The organism is Paraburkholderia phenazinium, from assembly GCF_900141745.1.
Classification (GTDB): domain Bacteria; phylum Pseudomonadota; class Gammaproteobacteria; order Burkholderiales; family Burkholderiaceae; genus Paraburkholderia; species Paraburkholderia phenazinium_B.
The window spans coordinates 3,725,049-3,744,194 of sequence record NZ_FSRM01000002.1; the positions used below are offsets into that span (position 1 = coordinate 3,725,049).

15 protein-coding genes and 1 pseudogene are annotated in these 19,146 nt (G+C 57.9%); 5 read left to right on the forward strand and 11 right to left on the reverse strand.

What is annotated here, in order from left to right; genetic code table 11:
• Positions 1-125: 125 nt before the first annotated feature.
• On the reverse strand, positions 126-1,568 hold the full coding sequence (locus tag BUS06_RS36585; protein ID WP_083611757.1) for a M23 family metallopeptidase: 1,443 nt from the start codon (positions 1,566-1,568) through the stop codon (positions 126-128).
• Positions 1,569-2,079: 511 nt separating this feature from the next.
• Between BUS06_RS36585 and BUS06_RS36590 the strand changes: the two genes are divergently transcribed.
• From BUS06_RS36590 to BUS06_RS36605, 4 genes are all read left to right on the forward strand, one after another.
• Positions 2,080-2,622, forward strand: a complete 543-nt coding sequence (locus BUS06_RS36590) for an outer membrane protein (RefSeq protein ID WP_254369062.1) — start codon at positions 2,080-2,082, stop codon at positions 2,620-2,622.
• Between the two features lie 339 nt (positions 2,623-2,961).
• Positions 2,962-3,540 carry a phosphatase PAP2 family protein gene (locus BUS06_RS36595; RefSeq protein ID WP_074269108.1) on the forward strand — a complete coding sequence of 193 codons (579 nt, stop codon included), beginning with the start codon at positions 2,962-2,964 and terminating at the stop codon, positions 3,538-3,540.
• A gap of 44 nt (positions 3,541-3,584) precedes the next feature.
• Positions 3,585-4,802 (forward strand): hypothetical protein, encoded by a 1,218-nt coding sequence (locus BUS06_RS36600; RefSeq protein ID WP_074269109.1) that lies wholly within the window; start codon positions 3,585-3,587, stop codon positions 4,800-4,802.
• Positions 4,799-5,965 (forward strand): sialidase family protein, encoded by a 1,167-nt coding sequence (locus tag BUS06_RS36605; protein ID WP_074269110.1) that lies wholly within the window; start codon positions 4,799-4,801, stop codon positions 5,963-5,965. Before BUS06_RS36600 ends, BUS06_RS36605 begins: the two co-directional genes overlap by 4 nt.
• A 61-nt stretch (positions 5,966-6,026) precedes the next feature.
• Here the strand turns inward: BUS06_RS36605 and kdsA are convergent, their stop codons facing one another.
• The 9 genes and pseudogenes from kdsA to BUS06_RS36650 form a co-directional block, all read right to left on the reverse strand.
• Positions 6,027-6,872, reverse strand: a complete 846-nt coding sequence (gene kdsA / locus BUS06_RS36610) for a 3-deoxy-8-phosphooctulonate synthase (protein WP_074269111.1) — start codon at positions 6,870-6,872, stop codon at positions 6,027-6,029.
• A 25-nt stretch (positions 6,873-6,897) separates the two neighbouring features.
• Positions 6,898-8,073: a glycosyltransferase gene (locus BUS06_RS36615; protein WP_083611758.1), complete on the reverse strand. Its 1,176-nt coding sequence runs from the start codon at positions 8,071-8,073 to the stop codon at positions 6,898-6,900.
• Positions 8,074-8,250: 177 nt separating this feature from the next.
• Positions 8,251-9,081 (reverse strand): glycosyltransferase, encoded by an 831-nt coding sequence (locus BUS06_RS36620; RefSeq protein WP_074269112.1) that lies wholly within the window; start codon positions 9,079-9,081, stop codon positions 8,251-8,253.
• A gap of 2 nt (positions 9,082-9,083) precedes the next feature.
• Positions 9,084-10,283 carry a capsular polysaccharide export protein, LipB/KpsS family gene (locus tag BUS06_RS36625; protein WP_074269113.1) on the reverse strand — a complete coding sequence of 400 codons (1,200 nt, stop codon included), beginning with the start codon at positions 10,281-10,283 and terminating at the stop codon, positions 9,084-9,086.
• 29 nt (positions 10,284-10,312) lie between these two features.
• Positions 10,313-11,545, reverse strand: coding sequence for a lipopolysaccharide biosynthesis protein (locus BUS06_RS36630; RefSeq protein WP_074269114.1), 1,233 nt, complete (start codon positions 11,543-11,545; stop codon positions 10,313-10,315).
• Between the two features lie 15 nt (positions 11,546-11,560).
• Positions 11,561-13,801, reverse strand: a complete 2,241-nt coding sequence (locus BUS06_RS36635; protein WP_074269115.1) for a polysaccharide biosynthesis tyrosine autokinase — start codon at positions 13,799-13,801, stop codon at positions 11,561-11,563.
• 9 nt (positions 13,802-13,810) lie between these two features.
• Complete coding sequence (locus BUS06_RS36640) at positions 13,811-14,287, reverse strand: low molecular weight protein-tyrosine-phosphatase (RefSeq protein ID WP_074269116.1); 477 nt, start codon at positions 14,285-14,287, stop codon at positions 13,811-13,813.
• On the reverse strand, positions 14,284-15,465 hold the full coding sequence (locus BUS06_RS36645) for a polysaccharide biosynthesis/export family protein (RefSeq protein ID WP_074269117.1): 1,182 nt from the start codon (positions 15,463-15,465) through the stop codon (positions 14,284-14,286). Before BUS06_RS36645 ends, BUS06_RS36640 begins: the two co-directional genes overlap by 4 nt.
• Positions 15,466-15,484: 19 nt before the next feature.
• Positions 15,485-16,159 (reverse strand): annotated as a pseudogene (locus BUS06_RS36650) (sugar transferase); the annotation flags it as partial.
• 460 nt (positions 16,160-16,619) lie between these two features.
• Here BUS06_RS36650 and BUS06_RS36655 point away from each other — a divergent pair.
• Positions 16,620-17,597 (forward strand): 2-dehydropantoate 2-reductase, encoded by a 978-nt coding sequence (locus BUS06_RS36655; protein ID WP_074269118.1) that lies wholly within the window; start codon positions 16,620-16,622, stop codon positions 17,595-17,597.
• A gap of 96 nt (positions 17,598-17,693) precedes the next feature.
• Here the strand turns inward: BUS06_RS36655 and BUS06_RS36660 are convergent, their stop codons facing one another.
• Positions 17,694-19,145 (reverse strand): aldehyde dehydrogenase family protein, encoded by a 1,452-nt coding sequence (locus BUS06_RS36660; protein WP_074269119.1) that lies wholly within the window; start codon positions 19,143-19,145, stop codon positions 17,694-17,696.
• Position 19,146: the final 1 nt, after the last annotated feature.

The following is a 19,146-nucleotide window of genomic DNA, read 5'->3' on the forward strand; positions in this document are numbered from 1 at the left end:
CGGCAAAGCCGGTGCTGTCATGGTTGTGTCATCGGACCGTGTCGTTAAACGAAACAGTTGCGCCCGCCCCGGAAACCTCCAAGGCTGTCAACACAGCGATGCTCAGTTCAGGTGGCTGGGGAAACTCATCGCACAGGAAACGGCGTATTCGCGGCCGTGCGCACATCGCCCGGCATTGCGGGAAGCCCGGCAAGTGCGACACTCGCCAATTGATCGAACGCGGCACGCTGGCGACCCGCCAGCGGCACCGCGCTCGAACGGCTCGTCAGCTTGAGCGGATCGGTAGGCTGGTTGTTCAGGCGAACCTCAAAGTGCAGATGCGGACCAGTCGCGACTCCCGTCTCTCCGACTGCGCCCAACGACTGTCCCTGGCTGACCTGCATGCCTGCCCTCAGTCCCTTGGCAAACGCCGATAGATGCGCGTAGTACGAGGTATAGCCCTGCGTGTGACGCAGCACGACATGATTGCCATAACCGCTGTCGTAACCAACGAACTGCACCGTGCCTGCGGAGGCAGCAACGACCGGCGTACCGGGCGCCGCAGTGAGGTCCACGCCCGTATGCAGCAGACGCTGCCCGGTCACCGGATGAATGCGGTAACCGAATGGCGAACTCACGCGCACGAAGTTCAATGGCATGGCGAACGGTTCGGCGGTCAGACGCTGGCCGTCGAACGAATAGTAGTCGCCAGCTACCCTTCCTGGCGCAACAAACCAGACCGCGCGATGAGTCTGACCCGCGAGTCGCAACTCGACCGCCGTTATGCGTACGCCGGCCGCGCTGGCCGGCTTGCCGTCGACCGGTTCATAGGCGATACGGTAGTAGTCGCCTGCTTGAGCCGGTTGAGTGGCGTCGAGGCGTCCCGCAAAGATACGGCTGAGTTGCACGACCAGATCCGCCGGTAGGCCCACCGGCGTCCACGCGGCGTGCAAACCACCTTTGATCTCTCCCGCGTAGGTGTTCGTTTGCGCAGGCGGCATCTCCAACGGGGCGACGCCTGAGAGGGTGGTGGGATGAGCAACATCGGCGGCACGCGACCCGGAGGTGTCGGCGAGGCTGCCCGTCTTGCCAGTACCGACGGCTACCCGCCCGGTCCATTCGTGGGCACCCGCAGAGGGAGCCAGCGGGACGCACACGGAAGGGCTGAGCCGGCACATCTTCATCAGCACCGGCTCGTCGAGCGACAGGACAAGCGTTGGGCGCGAATGCAGATCGTCGCGAAGGAACGACAGGTTATGCAAGCCATCGAATGCCATTTGCATCACGGATGTGACTGGCCCATCGGAGGCCGGCAGACGGTTTGTGCCGTCCGGAGTCGGGGATTGCGTGCCCGGCAGCGGTCGTTGCACTGCAGGCTGGTTTGGGCCCGGCACTGACGCCTGACCGGGTGGCTTTGAAACCGCACGCGACTCGACAGGCGCGCCCAGCGTAGCAGCCAACGCGCTGCTCAGCATGAACACTCTGGCCGCAACACCCATTGGAGAAGTGCGTTTGAGATCGGGCGACGCATTCGCATTGGTGGAATGAACCGGCTCGGGGACAAGGATGTTACGTAGATACAGCCACATGATGGAGAACTCTCGCAGTCGAAAAGAAGGCTGCGGGGCATGGGCGACGGTGTAACGACACTTGGTAGCCGCGCGGAAAAGATGGCAGATCCCGTGTAGGGCATCTCTGACATCGGACTACACAGCCCGGCAACAGGAATCGAAAGTCTACTGACAGAGGAAGGTCAGAAAAATAGGAATAGTCTCGACTTGTCCTATCTGTTCGGCGTCCGCGCCCCGATACGCCGAGCGATCGCATCGATCGTAGACACCCACCGTTCATCCACGCGCCTCGACAAATATCACGTTCAAGCGATTCGTCACGGCGCTTTAATGCAGATCAATATTTACACTTGATTAACACAAATTCCATTTCGGATTACTCTTATTTGACGCTCAGGATCATGCAATTAGCCTCTCACACGCCCGTGAATTCCACAGGCAAACCGTGAATCCTGATTTTTAAAAAATATTACATTTATAAAATAAAACGGGATTCACGTAAATTGACATTTACATTTCCGTTTCACTAATGAAGACAAAGAAGATTTTTTACACCGTTTGCACCACCACGCTCGCGATTATTCTGACCGGCCTCACGCAGGCTCATGCCGGTACCGCCCCCGAGGCAGTCCAGCCCCAAGGCAGCGAATTCTCCGGAGGGTACGTCGGCTTCAAACTTGGCGAGAACCGCTCCAACGCCTCGGGCGTCGCAGCCACAGCCAGGCACGACACAACGTTTCCCGGGCTAGTCGCAGGCTACGCGTTCGATGCCGGCCCCCTGGTGCTCGGCGCCGAGGTGTTCACCGATTTCCACCATGGCTCTGCCACCGGGAAGGATGGTGGTCTCGACGCGAAAGTGGGTGTTCCCGTCGGCAAACTGATGCCGTATGCGCGGCTCGGCTTTACGGGCTCATGGCCGGACACGCGACTGCATGGTGGATTGGGAGTGGAATATAAGCTATCCAGTCAATTCGGACTTGCCGGCGAATGGACCGCCGACACTTCCCGTTCAAGCGGCACGAAACGCAGAAATGACAGTTTTACTGTTGGATTGAATTATCATTTTCAATAATCCGAATATAGGATCGCAAGGTCAATTTGCTAAAATTATGGATTCGATTTCAGGGAAAGAAGAAATCTCTCCGTAAAACGGTTTTCTCAAAACTCGCAAAAACAGCGCTCTTGTAGAGGTGGGCGAGCAAGCATTAAAGCTCAGGTGAGAAGTAGACGACCATTCAAAGCAGCGGTTGCCGGGCAGGCAGCCTCTGCTTTCCGCAGGAGGATCACGGCATTTCAGACACGTCCCATTCCAACCAAATTGTTTCTGCCGCAAAATCTCGCTCTTTCCCGTACAGCGTCGTTACCGGTCACACGCAGGCCAATGCGCCTTCTCAAGTATCGAGGAACTGAAATGTGGTCTGCCATTAGCGATCTCGGCGACGCAGCCATGACGCTACCCCTTGCTGTTGCCTGCTGCGCATGGCTAGCCATGTCCTTGTCTGGCTGGCGCGCCGCGCTCGCGTGGCTGGCACCGCTTTGCGCCGGCATGTTGATGGTCGGATTGACCAAGATTCTGTATGCCGGGTGCGGCGTGCAAATTCCCGCGATAGGTTTTCGCGTCATAAGCGGCCACACCATGCTTGCCTCGGCAGTCTGGCCAATGGCGTTCCTGCTTGCCTCGCGCAGCGGAACGAGCGCGGGCACGCGCGCCGCATTGATGTTGGGATTCCTGCTGGCTGCATTGATCGGCACGGCCCGCGTTTTCGATCAGGCACACACGACGTCGGAAGTTATCGCGGGTTGGGCTCTGGGCGCGGTGGTGACCGTGATCTTTGTACGCTGGAAGGACACACCCGTACTCCCCTCGCGCCTGCGGCCATTCGCGATCGGCTCGATGCTGTTAGTGTCGGCGGCTGCGTATGGACACCATGCACCGATTCAAACGGCCATCGAGTCTTATTCGCCAGTTCTTTGTGAACGGCTGTTTTAGGTAACGCCCCGCCATCAGGACGGGCAACGAAGCAGGGTATCTTTATGCGGCGCGCTAGCGTGTCTACATTTCTATTTGCCGCGAGCATCGCTTTCTTTTCGCTTAGCGCGTTCAGTGTTCGAGCAGCAGCATGTGCATACTTCTTGATAGGCGCTTTGGCGTTTCTGAAGATGCCAACCTTGCTGGCGCGGCAGATCGGCCTGGCGCCGGTTCTCGCATACTGGGCGACCATTCTTTGCCTGTCGTTTATCCAGTCTGCGTTTGGCGACTTCTATCCGAACTATTTCATCAAGTTCATTTTTATCCAGACCTATATCGCATTGATCTTCTGGATGTTCCGCAGCAAGATCCTCACACTTGGGTCGCTGACGCGCGCATGCGAAATCCTGATCTACGTTCATGCTGCGTTTTTTATTTTCCAGCTTACGTACTATCTGCTCACCGGTCATTTCATTGACTTCGACAGTTACGTTCGTGAAGGCAGTGCCGAAGCGCTCTATGAAACCAAGACGCTAAGTGACAGCCTGATACCCATCCGCGCGCTGGGATTGTTCTCGGAGCCATCGTTTTATGCCATGACGGTTGTCCCGCCAGGTATCGTCCTGTTGCTGGCGAAACGCCAGTTGACCTTCGCCACATGCCTCGCCTTTTTTACTGCATTGCTGAGCTTCTCGGTTGCCGCGATCATCGTATGCGCGATGCTTTGTATCGTGCATTTATTCCTCGGGCGTGTCTCGGTTCGATTAAAAATTGCGACGATTCTAGTCGCCGTTTTATGTACCCCTCCGCTCTACACGGTCTACGACAGACGTGTCAATCAATCGGAAGATTACAACGCAGTCGCCAGCCGAACGCTCGTCTTTAACGAACTGGCCGTGCGCGATTCCGTTTCGGGCATGTTCGGCAACGGTCTGTTCTGGGACGAACGCAACAACGTCGGGAAAACCCATTTGCGCGGTTACGAAGTTCGCGATAGCTCCTTCTATGTCTACATGATCTTCAGTGCAGGAGCGGTGGGCGCCACTGCGTTCTTTGGCTCGCTTTTAGCCCTGTTCAATGGCCACGGACGAAGACGATACCTGCTCTATTTACTCCCGATCCTGCTATTCAAATACCACTTCCTCCACGGAATGCTGTGGCTCACACTCTTGCTGTTCCTCATTGTGTCACGCGAAATTCCGATGGGAAGGCATCCGGGGAGACGCAAACGCTTCTACCTCGGTTCGCTCGGTTCGTTGGCACAGATTCGGTGTCGACAATGACACGGTGGATCCTGGTTTTCCTTCTGTCCGCATTGGCCGTCGGCGTCTCGGTCGCTCAGGTCGCGCCCGAATCGCCACCTGGCCGGATCATTGCCCACAGCGCCGCTTCGACACAGATCTTTCTTGGATCGCCCTCTCTCGCGGTACTCCCGGACGGCACCTACATCGTGTCTCACGACACGTTCGGTCCCGGTTCAAAAGAAGATCAAGTTTCGCTCTTTGCTTCCCGTGACAAAGGAGTCACCTGGAAGAGCCTGGGACAGGTATCGGGGCAGTACTGGTCTTCGATATTCGTTGCACGTGGCGCGCTCTATCTGTTTGGCACCGACCGTTCCATGGGCACGCCCGTGATTCGACGCTCGGACAATGGAGGGGCGACATGGACGACGCCACTCGACACATCGACGGGCCGCTTCCCCATGCCGGGCCGTTACGTCACGGCGCCAGTACCGGTGCTGGTTGATCATGGGCGCATCTGGAGAAGTTTCGAAATCGCCGAGGGCGGCGACCTGCGGGAAGTCGTCATGTCAGCCCCCGTCGACGCCGATCTGCTCGATACGACCGCCTGGAGCAGTACGACGCATCTCCGATCGGACAGGAGGTGGCTGAATGGTGACTTCCTTTCGTGGGAAGAGGGCAATATGGTGTCGACGGGGCAAGCTCTACCGTCCGTCGTGATGCGCGTGAACAGCAGGCAGGGGCAAGAAAAAGCCGCGCTGGTTTCTCTGAACGCTGGAGCAGACGCGCTCTCCTTCGATCCAGCCCGTGATTTTGTCGACATGCCCGGCGGCGGCAAGAAATTCACGATCCGGTTCGATGCGCGAACGAAGCTCTATTGGTCGCTCACGAACGCCGTGCTGCAAAACAACGGACACGAAAACCTCGAACGGGTCCGCAACACGCTGGCGTTGATATCGTCACCCGACCTGCGCCACTGGACTATCCGGCGCGTGCTGATGGAACACTCGGATCGCCAAAAGCACGGCTTCCAGTACGTCGACTGGCAAATCGAAGGAAACGACATCATTGCCGTAATCCGTATGGCGTTTGACGACGCTCAAGGCGGCGCACAGAGCCAGCACAACTCGAATTACATTAGCTTTATGAGATTTCCGGATTTCAGACAAACGCTTATGCAACGCCCGGCACCAGCCCCCGGCTGAAAGCAAGGCACCCGAAATAAGTGCCCAGCCTTCGCGCTTGCCAATGACTACTCGAGCCCGCTCAGCGGATGTCCAACACGGGCATGCCCTTCACCAGATCGTCAATCGCCTTGATTTGCGTGAGGAACGCCTCAAGCAAATGGAGCGGCAGCGCGCTAGGCCCATCGCAACGCGCGTTGTCCGGATCAGGGTGCGCCTCCAGGAACAGGCCACCCAGACCCACTGCCATACCGGCTCTCGCCAGATCCAGCACCTGACGCCGACGGCCTCCCGATGCCTCGCCTAGCGGATCGCGATTCTGCAGGCTGTGAGTGACGTCGAAGATCACAGGACATCCACCGGTCGCTTCCGCCATCTGGCGAAAACCCAGCATGTCCACCACGAGATTGTCGTAGCCAAACGAACTGCCGCGCTCGCAAAGAATCACTTGGTCGTTACCCACCTCGCGGCACTTCGTCACCACATGTTTCAGCTGCGTGGGGCTCATGAACTGCGGTTTTTTGACGTTGATCGGCTTACCGGTCTTTGCGATCGCCACGACGAGATCCGTTTGGCGCGCCAGAAATGCCGGAACCTGTAAAACATCCGCAACCTGGCCGACCGCTGCCGCCTGCTCGACCTCATGAACGTCGGTGATCACAGGGACGCCGAAGCGCTCCTTCACGGCGCTGAGAATGGTGAGTCCCTCATCGAGGCCCACGCCGCGATAAGAACGGATCGACGACCGGTTCGCCTTGTCGAAAGACGCCTTGAAGACAAACGGGATGTTCAGTTTCCGCGTGGTCTCTACAAACTGGCCGCAGACGTCAAGGGTAAGATCGAGGTTCTCGAGAACGTTCAGTCCGCCGAACAGCACGAACGGCAGATTGTTCCCAATGTCGATGCCTGAACCAATATGTACTTTCACTTTCTTCTCCAGATTGTTGGGTAAGTCACGGCAATGCCGATTCGAGCCACGCACGCAAACGCGTGGGACCGCCCCTCCGCAAACGCCCTTCTCGACCCGCAATATAAACCGGTATCAGTTCCTTGAAGAACCTGTCCTCGCAAAATCGTGCCTGCGCCTCCGCATGAGCGCGTGCCGCGATAGCCTCCCGAAGCATCTCATCTTCGGCAAGCCTGGCAAGTAATTCGACCGCCTCGTCCGCGGTTCTGAAAATCGCCCCGGTATCCAGGTGGCGCACGACGTCTACATTTCCCGCACAGGCAAAGACAACCGCCGGTCGCCTCAGTAGCATGGCTTCGATAACCGACACCGGCATGCCTTCCCACGACGCCGTAGACAGATACAGGCTGGCTCGCTGGAGACAATCCATGACTTCAGCTCGACCCAGCCAGCCACTCACGTCGACGCCTGCGGCCAGCAGCTCATCCTTGAGCGCCTGATCGCCATCGCCGATCCAGAGGAACCGCATGCCACGCCCCTTAAACCGGCGGGCGATCTCGGCAAACAGGCGCGGATTCTTTTGCGCCCGAATCCCACCAACAGTAACGATACACCCACGAGCCATCGTGTCGTACCTCGTTTTGTCGGGACTCGCAGCCGGTACGCTAGCAACCGCATTTTCGATCACCACGACCGGCCGTCTCAGATAGGCTCGTATTGCAAGGCGCTCGCTCTCGGAGCAGGCGATGTACAGGCACCTCCTGACACAGGCAATCAATTCGAGGCCCGCGAACGACAGTCTCCTGAGCATGGAAACATCTCTGCGCATAAAGGAAATGCAGTGTGGGCTATAAAAGAATGCGGTTTTGCGGAATGAAAACATCGCCGCGATCCGACCCAGGAAGCCCGCGAAGGATGAGTGCAAGTGCACGATGTCGGGTTCAACCTCTTTCAATGCGGCGCGCACATCCGCGAGAACCGACAGCACACGCGCGTTTTTCATCTGGATATGCCGCAACACGACGTCCTTGTGGAACAACGCCCTGAGATCGGCCGGCGTATCCTTCCGAACCGAGTAGATCACATGCACGTGGTGGCCCTCCTGCGCGAGCCGGTTTGCGATCATGCACACCATCGACAACGTTCCGGTTGCGCTCGACTCCAGTAGCTGAACAATCTTCAGGGCTTTGCCTTGCGTGGGCTGAGACAACATTTCGAACATATTTCCAGTTTTAGACGGGCAGTCGTCAATGCCCCGTCGGCGCAAAGGCGTTGCACCGCCGCAGCCCCTAATTACCGAGGACGCGTCAGTTATTGATGAATTAATGGATTAACCGAAGTTGCCGCGTTCAATGCGCGGCAATTGACTACTTTCGAGTTCTGACCGGATTTATCTGGGCTACCGCCGCTTCAGCCAGAGCACCATCGAATATGGAATAGCCATCAACGCCAGCGTTTTAATCACGCCATATACGGTCGCCGCATTGGCGCGGGCATACCGCAATTGCAAACGCAATCTCGACTGCAATTGCTGCTTGCGCCTGCTAATTGAGAGCCCATTCGGATTGATTTCGCAACTTACCAACGCGGCCTGCAGGTTGGCCGTCTCAAACCTGCTGACAAACTTCCAGAAGAAGGCGTAGTCCTCGGCCATCGGATAGTCGATCGGATAGCTACCCAGTCTGCTCATGACCGTGCATCGCCACATCACTGCGGGGTGTACGAAGGCACAATTCAGATGCATGGCACGTCGGATTTTTCGGGCCTTCACCGGCAGTGTCAGCGTGTATTGGGGTTCGCCTTCGGTGTCTACGAAGGTGACTGCACTCCCCAACAGCATGATTTTCCGATTATTATCAAGAAACTCCATTTGCAAGCGGAAGCGATTGGGAGCACACGTATCTCCGCAATCCAGTCTGGCGACATATTCATAGTGTTGTTCAATCTCGAGCAGTCCCGCATTCAGCGCGAATTGAATACCCTGATTTCGTGGCAAATAGCCAAACCTGATGCGTCCGTCAAATGCTTTCTTCGCAGCAGTCTCATCGGGTTTTCGCTGGCTGCCGTCGTCCACCACCCAGACATCCACCGCTTCGTCTTTCCCGATAGAGGACAACGATTTCAGCAGCCCCTCGGGGTTGTTGTAGTGAGGGATCAACACAGCACATCGGCCCGTGCTCAGTTCAGTGCGGCCGCGCAAGCCGCGATTCAACGCCGACAAATCGTTCATTTCTATACCGTCCGGGCAAAAACATTTCGCGCCGACAGCGTAGAAATCTCACCAGAACCAAAATAGTCGATGCCGTCAATCAAAAACGAATGAATGTATTTGCGGAGCCTTGCCTGATCGAAGTCCTTGTAGAAACATCGCCCCAGCGATACGACCTTCTTCCCGTACAGCAGCGCTTCGAGGCCCACCGTCGAGTTGATGGTCACGACCATCTGCGCATGCCTGATCAGTTCCGTCGTAGGCGCCGAGACCAGATCGAATAAGTAAGCATTCTTAAGACGCACAATTTCCGCGATCATCGCGGCATCGTTCTCCGCGGGGTGCAGCTTCACCAGCAGTCGAGCCCCGGCCTTCGCTGCCAACCCGGACGCAATCTCAATCGCGCCAACATTATTCACATCGGAGTGCAGTTTGATCTGCGTATCGCCGGAAACCTGCAGCGGCAAGAACACGTAAGGCTGCGCGGACAGGTCCTTCGGCGAAACGTTCTGTGCCTGCCGATGCGCTGCCTTGCTGCTTCCGATCCGGATGGTACGCAACGAAGTCCTGGCGACACCTCGTGTGGCGAACTTCAACGCATAGTTGAGCACGGCCACAGCCTTGCGACTCACGAACGTTTGCGACTGAGGTAACGGCCTGGATTTGTATTGCTCGTAATCCACGAGCCAGCGACGATGTTCGTCTTCACTGGGCATCTGCAACGCATCGATCACCGCGGGATCTGCACTGATAGTCGAGAGAGCATTGACTCCCAGGCTATCGACGAACAGCTTGTTCGGGAGATTGGATATCTCGAGGAATCTGCGCTGCACGCCATGCTGTTCGCAAACCTTACCAATGGTTCGACCGAGTAGTTGCTGACCGTTCCATATGACGCATTGCGAAACCGCGAATCTCCGAAACGCCCTGGAAACGCTGCTGCAGATCGCAGCAGCATCGCGTCGTGCGCGTTCCATGGAAACGTGCCCATTCAATACCTCAATGGCGGCGTCATACTGGGTCCCTGTCGGGCATTCATTGGGACTGGAGCGCAGCAAACCTGTCTTGCGCAGATAGATCGAGCGCAAACCCGACAACGAGAGCCGGACATGCGCAACCGGCTCACTCGTTAGAAACAGGAAATCCAGTTCTTTACCGACAGCCTTCACCAGTCTTCTCGCGAAGTAATAGCGCTCCATCGAATCAACAACAAAAGCAATCATGGTCCGTTTTTCTACTATGTTTGTGGAAATCAGGTCGAAGCGTGAACACGCGAGACGCTGCCGCTCATCACCTTGAATGTCAGCGTGATGCCGCAGATCATCAACATGGCGCCGGCCAACGAAAAGCTCCGGATGCTCGCCTGTGCCGACAGATTCATGAGACGGGCCGCGAACAACACACTCATGAGCGTTGCGCCGCACGACAACTGAAACAGGAAGTCGGTTCGCTGCTGTCTGACGGCCAGAAATACCTGGGACAACGGCACATAAATCATCTGAAACGCAAAAAGAGGAATCAGGTCGTAATAGAAGCCGATCGCTCCGTCCCATCGATTGCCGAACACCATCTTTACAAGCGGCCCGAAGAGCAGAGCGCCGCCAACTGCGTACAGCAATGCAAGCACCGCGAGCGATCGCGCGTAAGCCAGAAACACCTTCGACAAGGCATCTGGTAAGTCATCCTTAGCGATGGCCGCAACCGCATCGCGCCGGAACACGCCACCGAGGCTCTGACCGATCAACGAGACGGGGAAACACCCCAGCCGGTAGGCCGCGGCGAAATACCCCGCGCTTTCGGCGCCAAACCAATGTGGGATGACGATCGCCAATGCGTAAGTCAACACCGATCCGAAGACGGTTGAAGGCAGGATATATTTTGCGAATCGACTGTTCGCAACAAAGAACTCGCGCGACACCCGAAACTCGTATCCTCGTCGTTTTCCCAGCAGAAGAATCCAGACAAGCATCAGGACTGCGACCACTACATTGACTACGGTATAGGCAACGAAAACGTCCAGTCCTCTAGTTGCGAGCACCCCCCATCTTCCAGCCAGGCACGTCAGAAATGCGAGGTTCACCGCCAAACGGCATACCGCTATCCATCCATAGCGCCGTATGCTGTTGAGATAGGCGCCGGCGGCCTGCTGAATGAAGTAGGCAAACGCGAAGGCTTCAACGATGTACAGGTCGGAGCGCCCAGCAACGAAGCTGATCGCCACTGCAATGAGAATGACGCCTGCGCTGAGGCTAATCACATTGACAAGCGCGTTGAAGGATTGCTGCGGGCTATCGCTGACGCAAGCGAGCTCATAACGACACGCCAGCAGCGTCCCGGCAAACGTGCCGAGCGCGAGCGTGTAGTTAAAATGTCCCAGCACCTCCGGTCCGCTCGAACGCCCGATCAGCGAGATGCACAGAAAAAGCACGATCTGAGCACTTACCACGCCAATCAGCGACACAACGGAGTCTTTCGCCTTGATCATGACAGAGCGCTCATCTCAAGCATCCTGGTCGGCTCCATATTCGTACGCGACATAGCGATAGCCGCCATATTTCGAGCCGAATCGGGACTGTTCGAGGCGGGGATTCGCACCGTTAAACACGATGCCGTTCAGACGAACGCCGTTTTGAGCCAAACGCTTGGCAGACTCGGTCAGTTCACCAAGTCTCGTTGCCTCTGCGCGCGCAACCAGGAAGGTCGTACCCGCCATCGAGGCCAGCGTGCCCGTATCGGCCACCGCGAGAACGGGTGGCGAGTCGATAACGACAACGTCGTAGCTCTTCGAGAACGCTTCAATCAGTTTCGCCAGGCGACTATTCAGGAGCAGCTCTGCGGGATTCTTCGGCAGCGCGCCTGTGGAAAGAAAATCCAGTCCGTCGATCACGTTGGAATGCAGCACGTCGTCAAACGGCGCATTGCTCTCTATCAGTTCGGATAAGCCGCGTCCACGGACGAGTCCCAGGTATTCGTGCAGGCGGCCTTTGCGCATGTCGCCGTCCACCAGCAAGACGCGTTTTCCTGCCATTGCCAGTACGGCGGCGAGGTTTGACGAAATAAACGATTTGCCGGCCCCCGGCGCGGGTCCCGCGATCACCACGACATTGTTCTTTGCCTCGACAATCGCGAACTGGAGCGCGGTACGCAAGCTTCGCAGGCTTTCAACGGCGGGATCATTCGGAAACACATACGACAGGAGGAGCACATCGGGGCCGCCCGTTTTTGTCTGCTCAGAGAGCGCTTTCTGACGATTGCTCAACGGGACTGTTGCATAGACGCTCAGCCCAAGACACTGCTCGATCTCGTTAGCGTCGGAAATACCGCGAAACAGCATTGTGCGTGCAAGCGCCGTACCGCAGCCGACGAGCAAGCCAAGCATGGCAGACGCCACCATGACCAGCAGCTTCTTCGGTTTAACCGGAGTTTCCGGAACCGCCGCCGTATCGACTAGCCGCACGTTCCCCACCTTGCCGGCGCGAATCAGTTGCAGTTGCTGCATGTTATTCACGAGCGCCGTGTAAAGATCGGTATTGACCTTGACGTCGAGCATGAGACGTAGAGAATCCTGCTGCAGATCGGGAAGCTGACGAATCTGCTTTTCTGCCTGATCGCGGTAAGCGCCCAGCGCGGCAATCTGCTCGTCAATCGCGACGACATCCGGATGCCGGTCCATCAAGTGCGATAACAGCTCCTGCCGCTTCTGCTGCAGCTCCAGCAAACGGGTTTTGGCGTCCGCCGTCTGCGCCAATGAGAGCCTGGCCTCTTCGGTAAGATCAACCGTTCCATGCTGCGCACGGAATTTCGTCAGACGTGCCTCCGATTCGTTCAACTGGTCCTTGAGTTGCGGCAACTGACCGCTAAGGAACTCGAGCGATTGCGCAGCCTCCGCCGACTTTCTTTCGACGTTCTGGCGGATGTACTGGCGGCCGATCTCGTTCATCGCGCGGCTGACCAGTTGTGGGTCCGTGTCCTGCAGGCTCGCAACCATCACATCGGATTGCTTGATCTTTTCCTGGACGTTGAGCTTGTCCTGCAGATCGAGGATCGTTTGCAGCCTGGACTTGCGCACCAGCTTGAAATTGGCGCCCGGCATCGCCGAGATGGCATCGATGCGCAGTTCGATCATGCCGCGGCTCGTCGTAAAGCGCTCAAGCGTGCCGACTGTGCCGTCAATGCTTGCCTCGAGATCGCTTCCTGAGAACCTGTAACGACCACCGCCAAGAGCGGTCACCGTGAACGCATCACCCTCTAACGCTTCCGGCACGTTAAAGATGGGCACGTCGATACTCTCACCGCCCCACGTGTAGCCACCCAAGCCCATGAAACCCGGCTTCGACAAACCACCGTTGCGGTGCGCAATCCAGTTTCCTATCACGGGAAAGCGTAGCGGCCTGGCGATCACGAACAGATGCAGATTGTCGACTGCCCGCGACACGACGAGGCGCGACGCAAGAATCTGTGTCTCAGCCGAGGCAGACGACTTCACGTCGAACATCGACGAGACGTCGCCAAGCAGGCTCTTTGCAGCCGACGTGTCGGGACTGTCTTCGACCTGAACCAGAATGTCCGCCTGGTAGACGGGCTTTGCCAGCAGCGCGTATGCTGCGCCGAGGAAAATAAAGCCGGCCATCACCGAGGCGATCAACCAACGGCTTCCAACGAGAACGTCGAGCATGGCGACGAAGTCGGCATCGCCATTTGTATCGATGGGAGGCTGAGGATCTTGACTGATTTGATTCATATTCGTTAATCATGTACGGGCGGGTTCGGCTGCACTCAGCGAGTCGCGCGCTCGAACAAGCTGGAGGCGCGTCAGCCAGCGAGCAATGCCCGCCTCGATCAGCCGCGCGCAACGCTCAAAAACAAAGCGTGGCTGGCGGTAGGGATCGTGAATGTCGAAATCGTCATGCTCGCCAAGGCGAAAGACCTTGCCGCGTGCAAACGAGTAGCGCTCTTCCAGAAATCTGCGTTGATCCCGGTCCATAACCAGGATCAGATCGGCTTCCACACACAGGCTTCTACTGATCTGCCGAGCCCGATGTCCTCCAATGTCAACGCCGCGCTCGCGCATGACGTCCTGGGCAATGGCCGTTGCAGGTTTGCCGGTCAATGCGTTGACTCCGCAGGACGCAACTTTCACGTCAGGCAGTGCCGCGCCGAGCAATGCTTCGGCCATCGGGCTACGGCATACGTTGCCCTCGCAGACGACGAGAATCGTCCCGATCACTTCGCCACCACTGCGGCCGTCAAACCGGCGTTGACGGCGGGCAGCAACAAACTGAGCACCCGGCTAAAGCGCACGAGGCCGTTACCGTCGACATAGACGATGTCCTTAGGCTGCAATTCGAACTGGTTCGCCAGCACCATCGCTACTGGCGAGCTGGCGTCGAGATGAAACACCTGCGGCTTCGACTCGAGCGATCCGCGAATCACGTAGAGTTGCGCGGCATCGGCAGTTGTCGCATTCAAACTACCCGCCTGCGACAGCGCATCACTAAGCGTTAGCTTGCCGTTTCTCTTCGGAAGCGCAGTAACGGGTTTGTTGACTTCGCCCATCACAAACGCCCCGCTGTCTTCGCGAGACAAAACATGAACGAGGTCACCGCCCCTCAGGACGATTTGAGCAGGATTACCTACCTGTCCTGCACCGTCAGCCAGGTTGATCTGCTTCGAGACGCCGTCGCGCACGAGAATGACGCGGCTCTGATCTGCACTATCGATAAAGCCGCCCGCGCGGCTGATCGCGTCATACAGCGTCATCGGAATATCGTTGACTGGTTGAGACCCGGGAGTGTGGATCTCGCCCTCGATGTATACCTGCCCAGATCGAAACGAAGCGACGCGCACCGTAACCTGAGGATTGCGAAACGTACTGCCAAGCGCGTTCACCAGCTGTGTCTGGATCTCCTCAGGCCGTAAGCCGCCTACATGCAGCCGACCGACGTAGGGAAACTGCAGCGTCCCATCCTGATCGATAACGAATCCTGCGGGAGCATCGGATGGACGCGCTGCGGTGGCAGGTTGAGCCCCAAGTGCAGCCGCCAGCTCGGGATGATCCCAAACGATGATTTGCAGAACGTCACCGGGCCCGACGACGTACGCGGTGTGTGCCGCGACAGGAAGGTCCACGACGACAGACGAATCCAGGCTGCGTGCTTCTTCCCGCAATTTCCTGACCAGTGCAATAGAGATATCCGTGACCGGAACGGGCAATTGGGATTCCGTGGTCTGAGCATCGCCACTCTCCGCCGGAATACGTGCCGGTTCCTGCATGCGCATGCCGGGTGCAACCGCGCACGCGCACAGGGTCGCGCACAAAGGTGCCAACGCCACCCACTTCCGAATTCCGGAGACACGTCCACGCGATAGCGGACCGCCATTGCGGACTACCCTCAACACACCCATATCGACCTCAAATTTGCGCTTAATACGCACCGCTCCCGGTGACGACCACCTTGACCGTCCTGATCAGGATTCCCAGGTCGCGACGAAGCGACCAGCTCTTCACATACGACACGTCGAGCGACACGCGCGTGGCGTAGTCCGTGTCATTCCTGCCGCTGACCTGCCAGAGACCGGTCATGCCGGGCCTGGCCATCAGGTAATAGCGCACGTCGTCGCCGTAGCGGACCAGTTCTTCTTCCACTACCGGGCGCGGGCCGACAAGGCTCATCTCGCCTCGCACCACGTTCAATAGTTGCGGCAGCTCGTCCAGACTCGTGCGACGCAGAAAACGACCGATGCGCGTGATCCGGATATCGTCCCTAAGCTTGAATTCAAGCTCCCATTCCATGCGTGCCCGTGGATCCCGATCCAGAAGATCCTTCAGCACCGCATCGGCATTCACCACCATCGAGCGGAACTTCAGACATTTGAATGCCTGACCGTGCTGCCCTACGCGAGTGTGTCCGAACATGGCCTTTCCACCGTCAAGCCTCACCAGCCATGACACTACCAACAGCGCAGGAGACAACACGACGAGCAAGCACGACGCAGCCGCAATATCGAAGGTGCGCTTGATCAGCGTTCTTACCCGCCGCCTTGCCGCACCGCTGCCAGGCCGGGTCTGGCCGTACCGTCTGCCATGATTCGTGGTTGCTCGTCCTGCACTTTCCGGCACTTGACACTCCTGAGACACAATCGCTTAAAAAACAGAGTTTCTGTACGCTCGCAACAAAGCGTTACTCGTCACTAAATCAGGATGACTAATTTAATATGGCACTTATGGAGTCGAACTACGTCTCTCTATGCCGCGCCAGTCAGCGAGAACTCGAGCGCCCAATCTTCGTTCGTCGAGAGGGCGCAATTGTGCCCGCCACAGACAGATGGGCATATAAGACATTTCTCAATGAGATTGAGATAAGTCCTCAACGAGTCTGGCTAATCGATGTACGGGGGGCGAGGTCGGAGTCAATTTGACGCATAACCCATAGCGAATGGATCAGCGCATAAACTTTAACTATCATTAATCGTAGCCACCCCCTATTCTTGAACCGTGACTCTCTGCGGGCGTGTCGTGCTGAGGGCAAGCGGCTTTTCACTACCACTGGGACGAAAACATGAAAATCTGCATCTTCGGAGCGGGAGCGATCGGCGGGCTGATGGGTGTTCAGTTGGCACGTGCTGGAGCGGACGTGAGCTTCATTGCGCGCGGCCCACATCTGGCCGCGATGCGCGAACACGGCGCGCGTTTGCTCATGGATGGCGAGGAGTTCAGCGCGCCCGTCAAGTGCACGTCCGATCCCCGTGAGCTCGGCGTACAAGACTTCGTGATCGTGACGCTCAAGGCGCACTCGCTGCCGGGCGTGGTCGAATCGATGCAACCGCTGCTCGGCAAGCACACGGCCATCGTGACGGGCGTCAACGGCATCCCCTACTGGTACTTCTATCAGCACGGCGGCAAGTTCGCCGGCACACGCCTGTCCAGCATCGACCCGGACGGTACGCAATGGACGCGGCTCGGCCCCGAACGCGCCGTTGGTTGCGTGCTATACCCCGCCGCTGAGATCGTCGAGCCGGGGCTGATCAAGCACGTGTATGGCAAGAAATTTCCCATCGGCGAGCCGAGCGGCGAGCGCACGCCGCGCATCCAGCAGCTTCACGAGATCATGCAGGCGGCGGGCTTCGACGCGCCGATCCGCGATAACATCCGCGATGAAATCTGGCTCAAGCTGTGGGGCAATCTTTGCTTCAACCCAATCAGCGCGCTCACTCACGCAACACTTGACGTGCTCACCAGCGACCCTGGTACGCGTGCCGTGTCACGCACCATGATGCTCGAGGCAAAGCGCATCGCCGATCAGTTCGGCGTGCACTTTCGCGTCGACGTCGAAAAGCGGATCGATGGCGCCGGCGCAGTGGGCGCACATAAAACCTCGACGCTGGTCGATCTGGAAAACCGCCGGCCGATGGAAATCGATCCGCTGCTCACCGTCGTGCAGGAAATGGGACGCCTCGTCGGCGAGGCCACTCCGACTATCGACGTGGTACTTGCGCTGGTGAAGTTGCGCGAACGCATGGCGTTGCAGGGTGCATAAATCGTACTCCGCATCACCGATGCTTAAAGAAGGAGTGCCATTAAGGAGTGCGGAATCGAGTCTGGCAGGCTCGATTCCGCAACCGGCCCTGAAACACTATTGATCGATCGCAAGCCAGACAGCCTTGGGTTCCGTAAAGTTTTCGATCGCCACGTCCCCATGTTCCCGGCCGAAACCCGAATCACCCGCCCCACCCCACGGCAAGCGCACATCGGTATACCCATAGGTGTTGATCCACACGGTCCCGGCCTTGAGTCCATGCGCGACCCGATGCACCCGGCCAATATCGGCACTCCACACGCCTGCAGCGAGACTGTATAGCGTACCGTTAGCAATCCGTAACGCGTCTTCTTCGTCGTCAAACCGGATCACGCTCGCCACCGGCCCAAAAATCTCCTCCTGCGAGATACGCATCTCGTGCTCGACGTTGGCAAACACAGTGGGTTCGACAAAGAAGCCCCGCTCGCCAACGCGCTTACCACCCGTCACGAGCTTTGCCCCCTCTTCCTGGCCTATCTCCACGTACCCGAGCACGGTCTTCATTTGCGCGGCAGAGATAAGCGGCCCCATTGAAGTTTCGCGCGCCGTGGGGTCGCCGATCTTCATCGATTTCGCGCGCGCCGCAAGCCGCTCGACCACTTCGTCATAAACATCGCGATGCGCCAGAATACGCGAGCCGGCCGAACACACCTGACCGGTGTTAAAGAAAATCCCGGATGCCGCCGCACGCACCGCGTTGTCGAGGTTCGCATCCGCGAAGATCACGTTGGCCGATTTGCCGCCCAGCTCGAGCGTCACCCGCTTGAAGTTGCTGGCGGCGCCCTGCAGGATGCCACGCCCTACAGAGGGTGAGCCGGTGAACGTCACCTTGTCGACACCCGGATGGGCCACCAGTGCATTACCAACCACACTCCCCTTGCCCGTGACGATATTCAGCACGCCGGGCGGCACGCCGGCTTCGAGCGCGAGTTCGCCCACACGCAAGGCGGTGAGCGGCGTAATCTCGGCCGGCTTGACAATCAGCGTGCAGCCGCACGCTAGCGCAGGGGCGATTTTCCACATGCCGATCATCAGCGGGAAATTCCACGGCACAATGGCCGCGACCACGCCGACTGGCTCGCGAATCGTGTAGGTCAGTGCATCCGGCCGCACAGGTACCACCTGACCGGTGATCTTGTCGCACCAGCCGGCGTAGTAAGCGAGCGTGTCGATGGCGGCCGGTAAATCCTGGCGTTGCACGGCCGAGATCGGCTTGCCTGCATCGAGACTTTCAAGCGCTGCGATTTCTTCCTGGTTAGCCCGCAACAAATCCGCAAAGCGGTTCAAGATCCGGCTACGTTCGGCCGACCGAAGCGCATTCCACACCTTCAGTGCGGCCCTCGCCGCACGCACCGCTGTATCGACATCGGAGACGCTGCCTTGCGCCACGTAAGCAATGGGCTCTTCCGTAGCAGGATTGATGTCGACCGAGTATTCACCGCTACTCGGCGGTACACGCTTACCGTCGATCAGGAGATCGTATCGCTTGAGATCGAGTTGGGTGTCCATC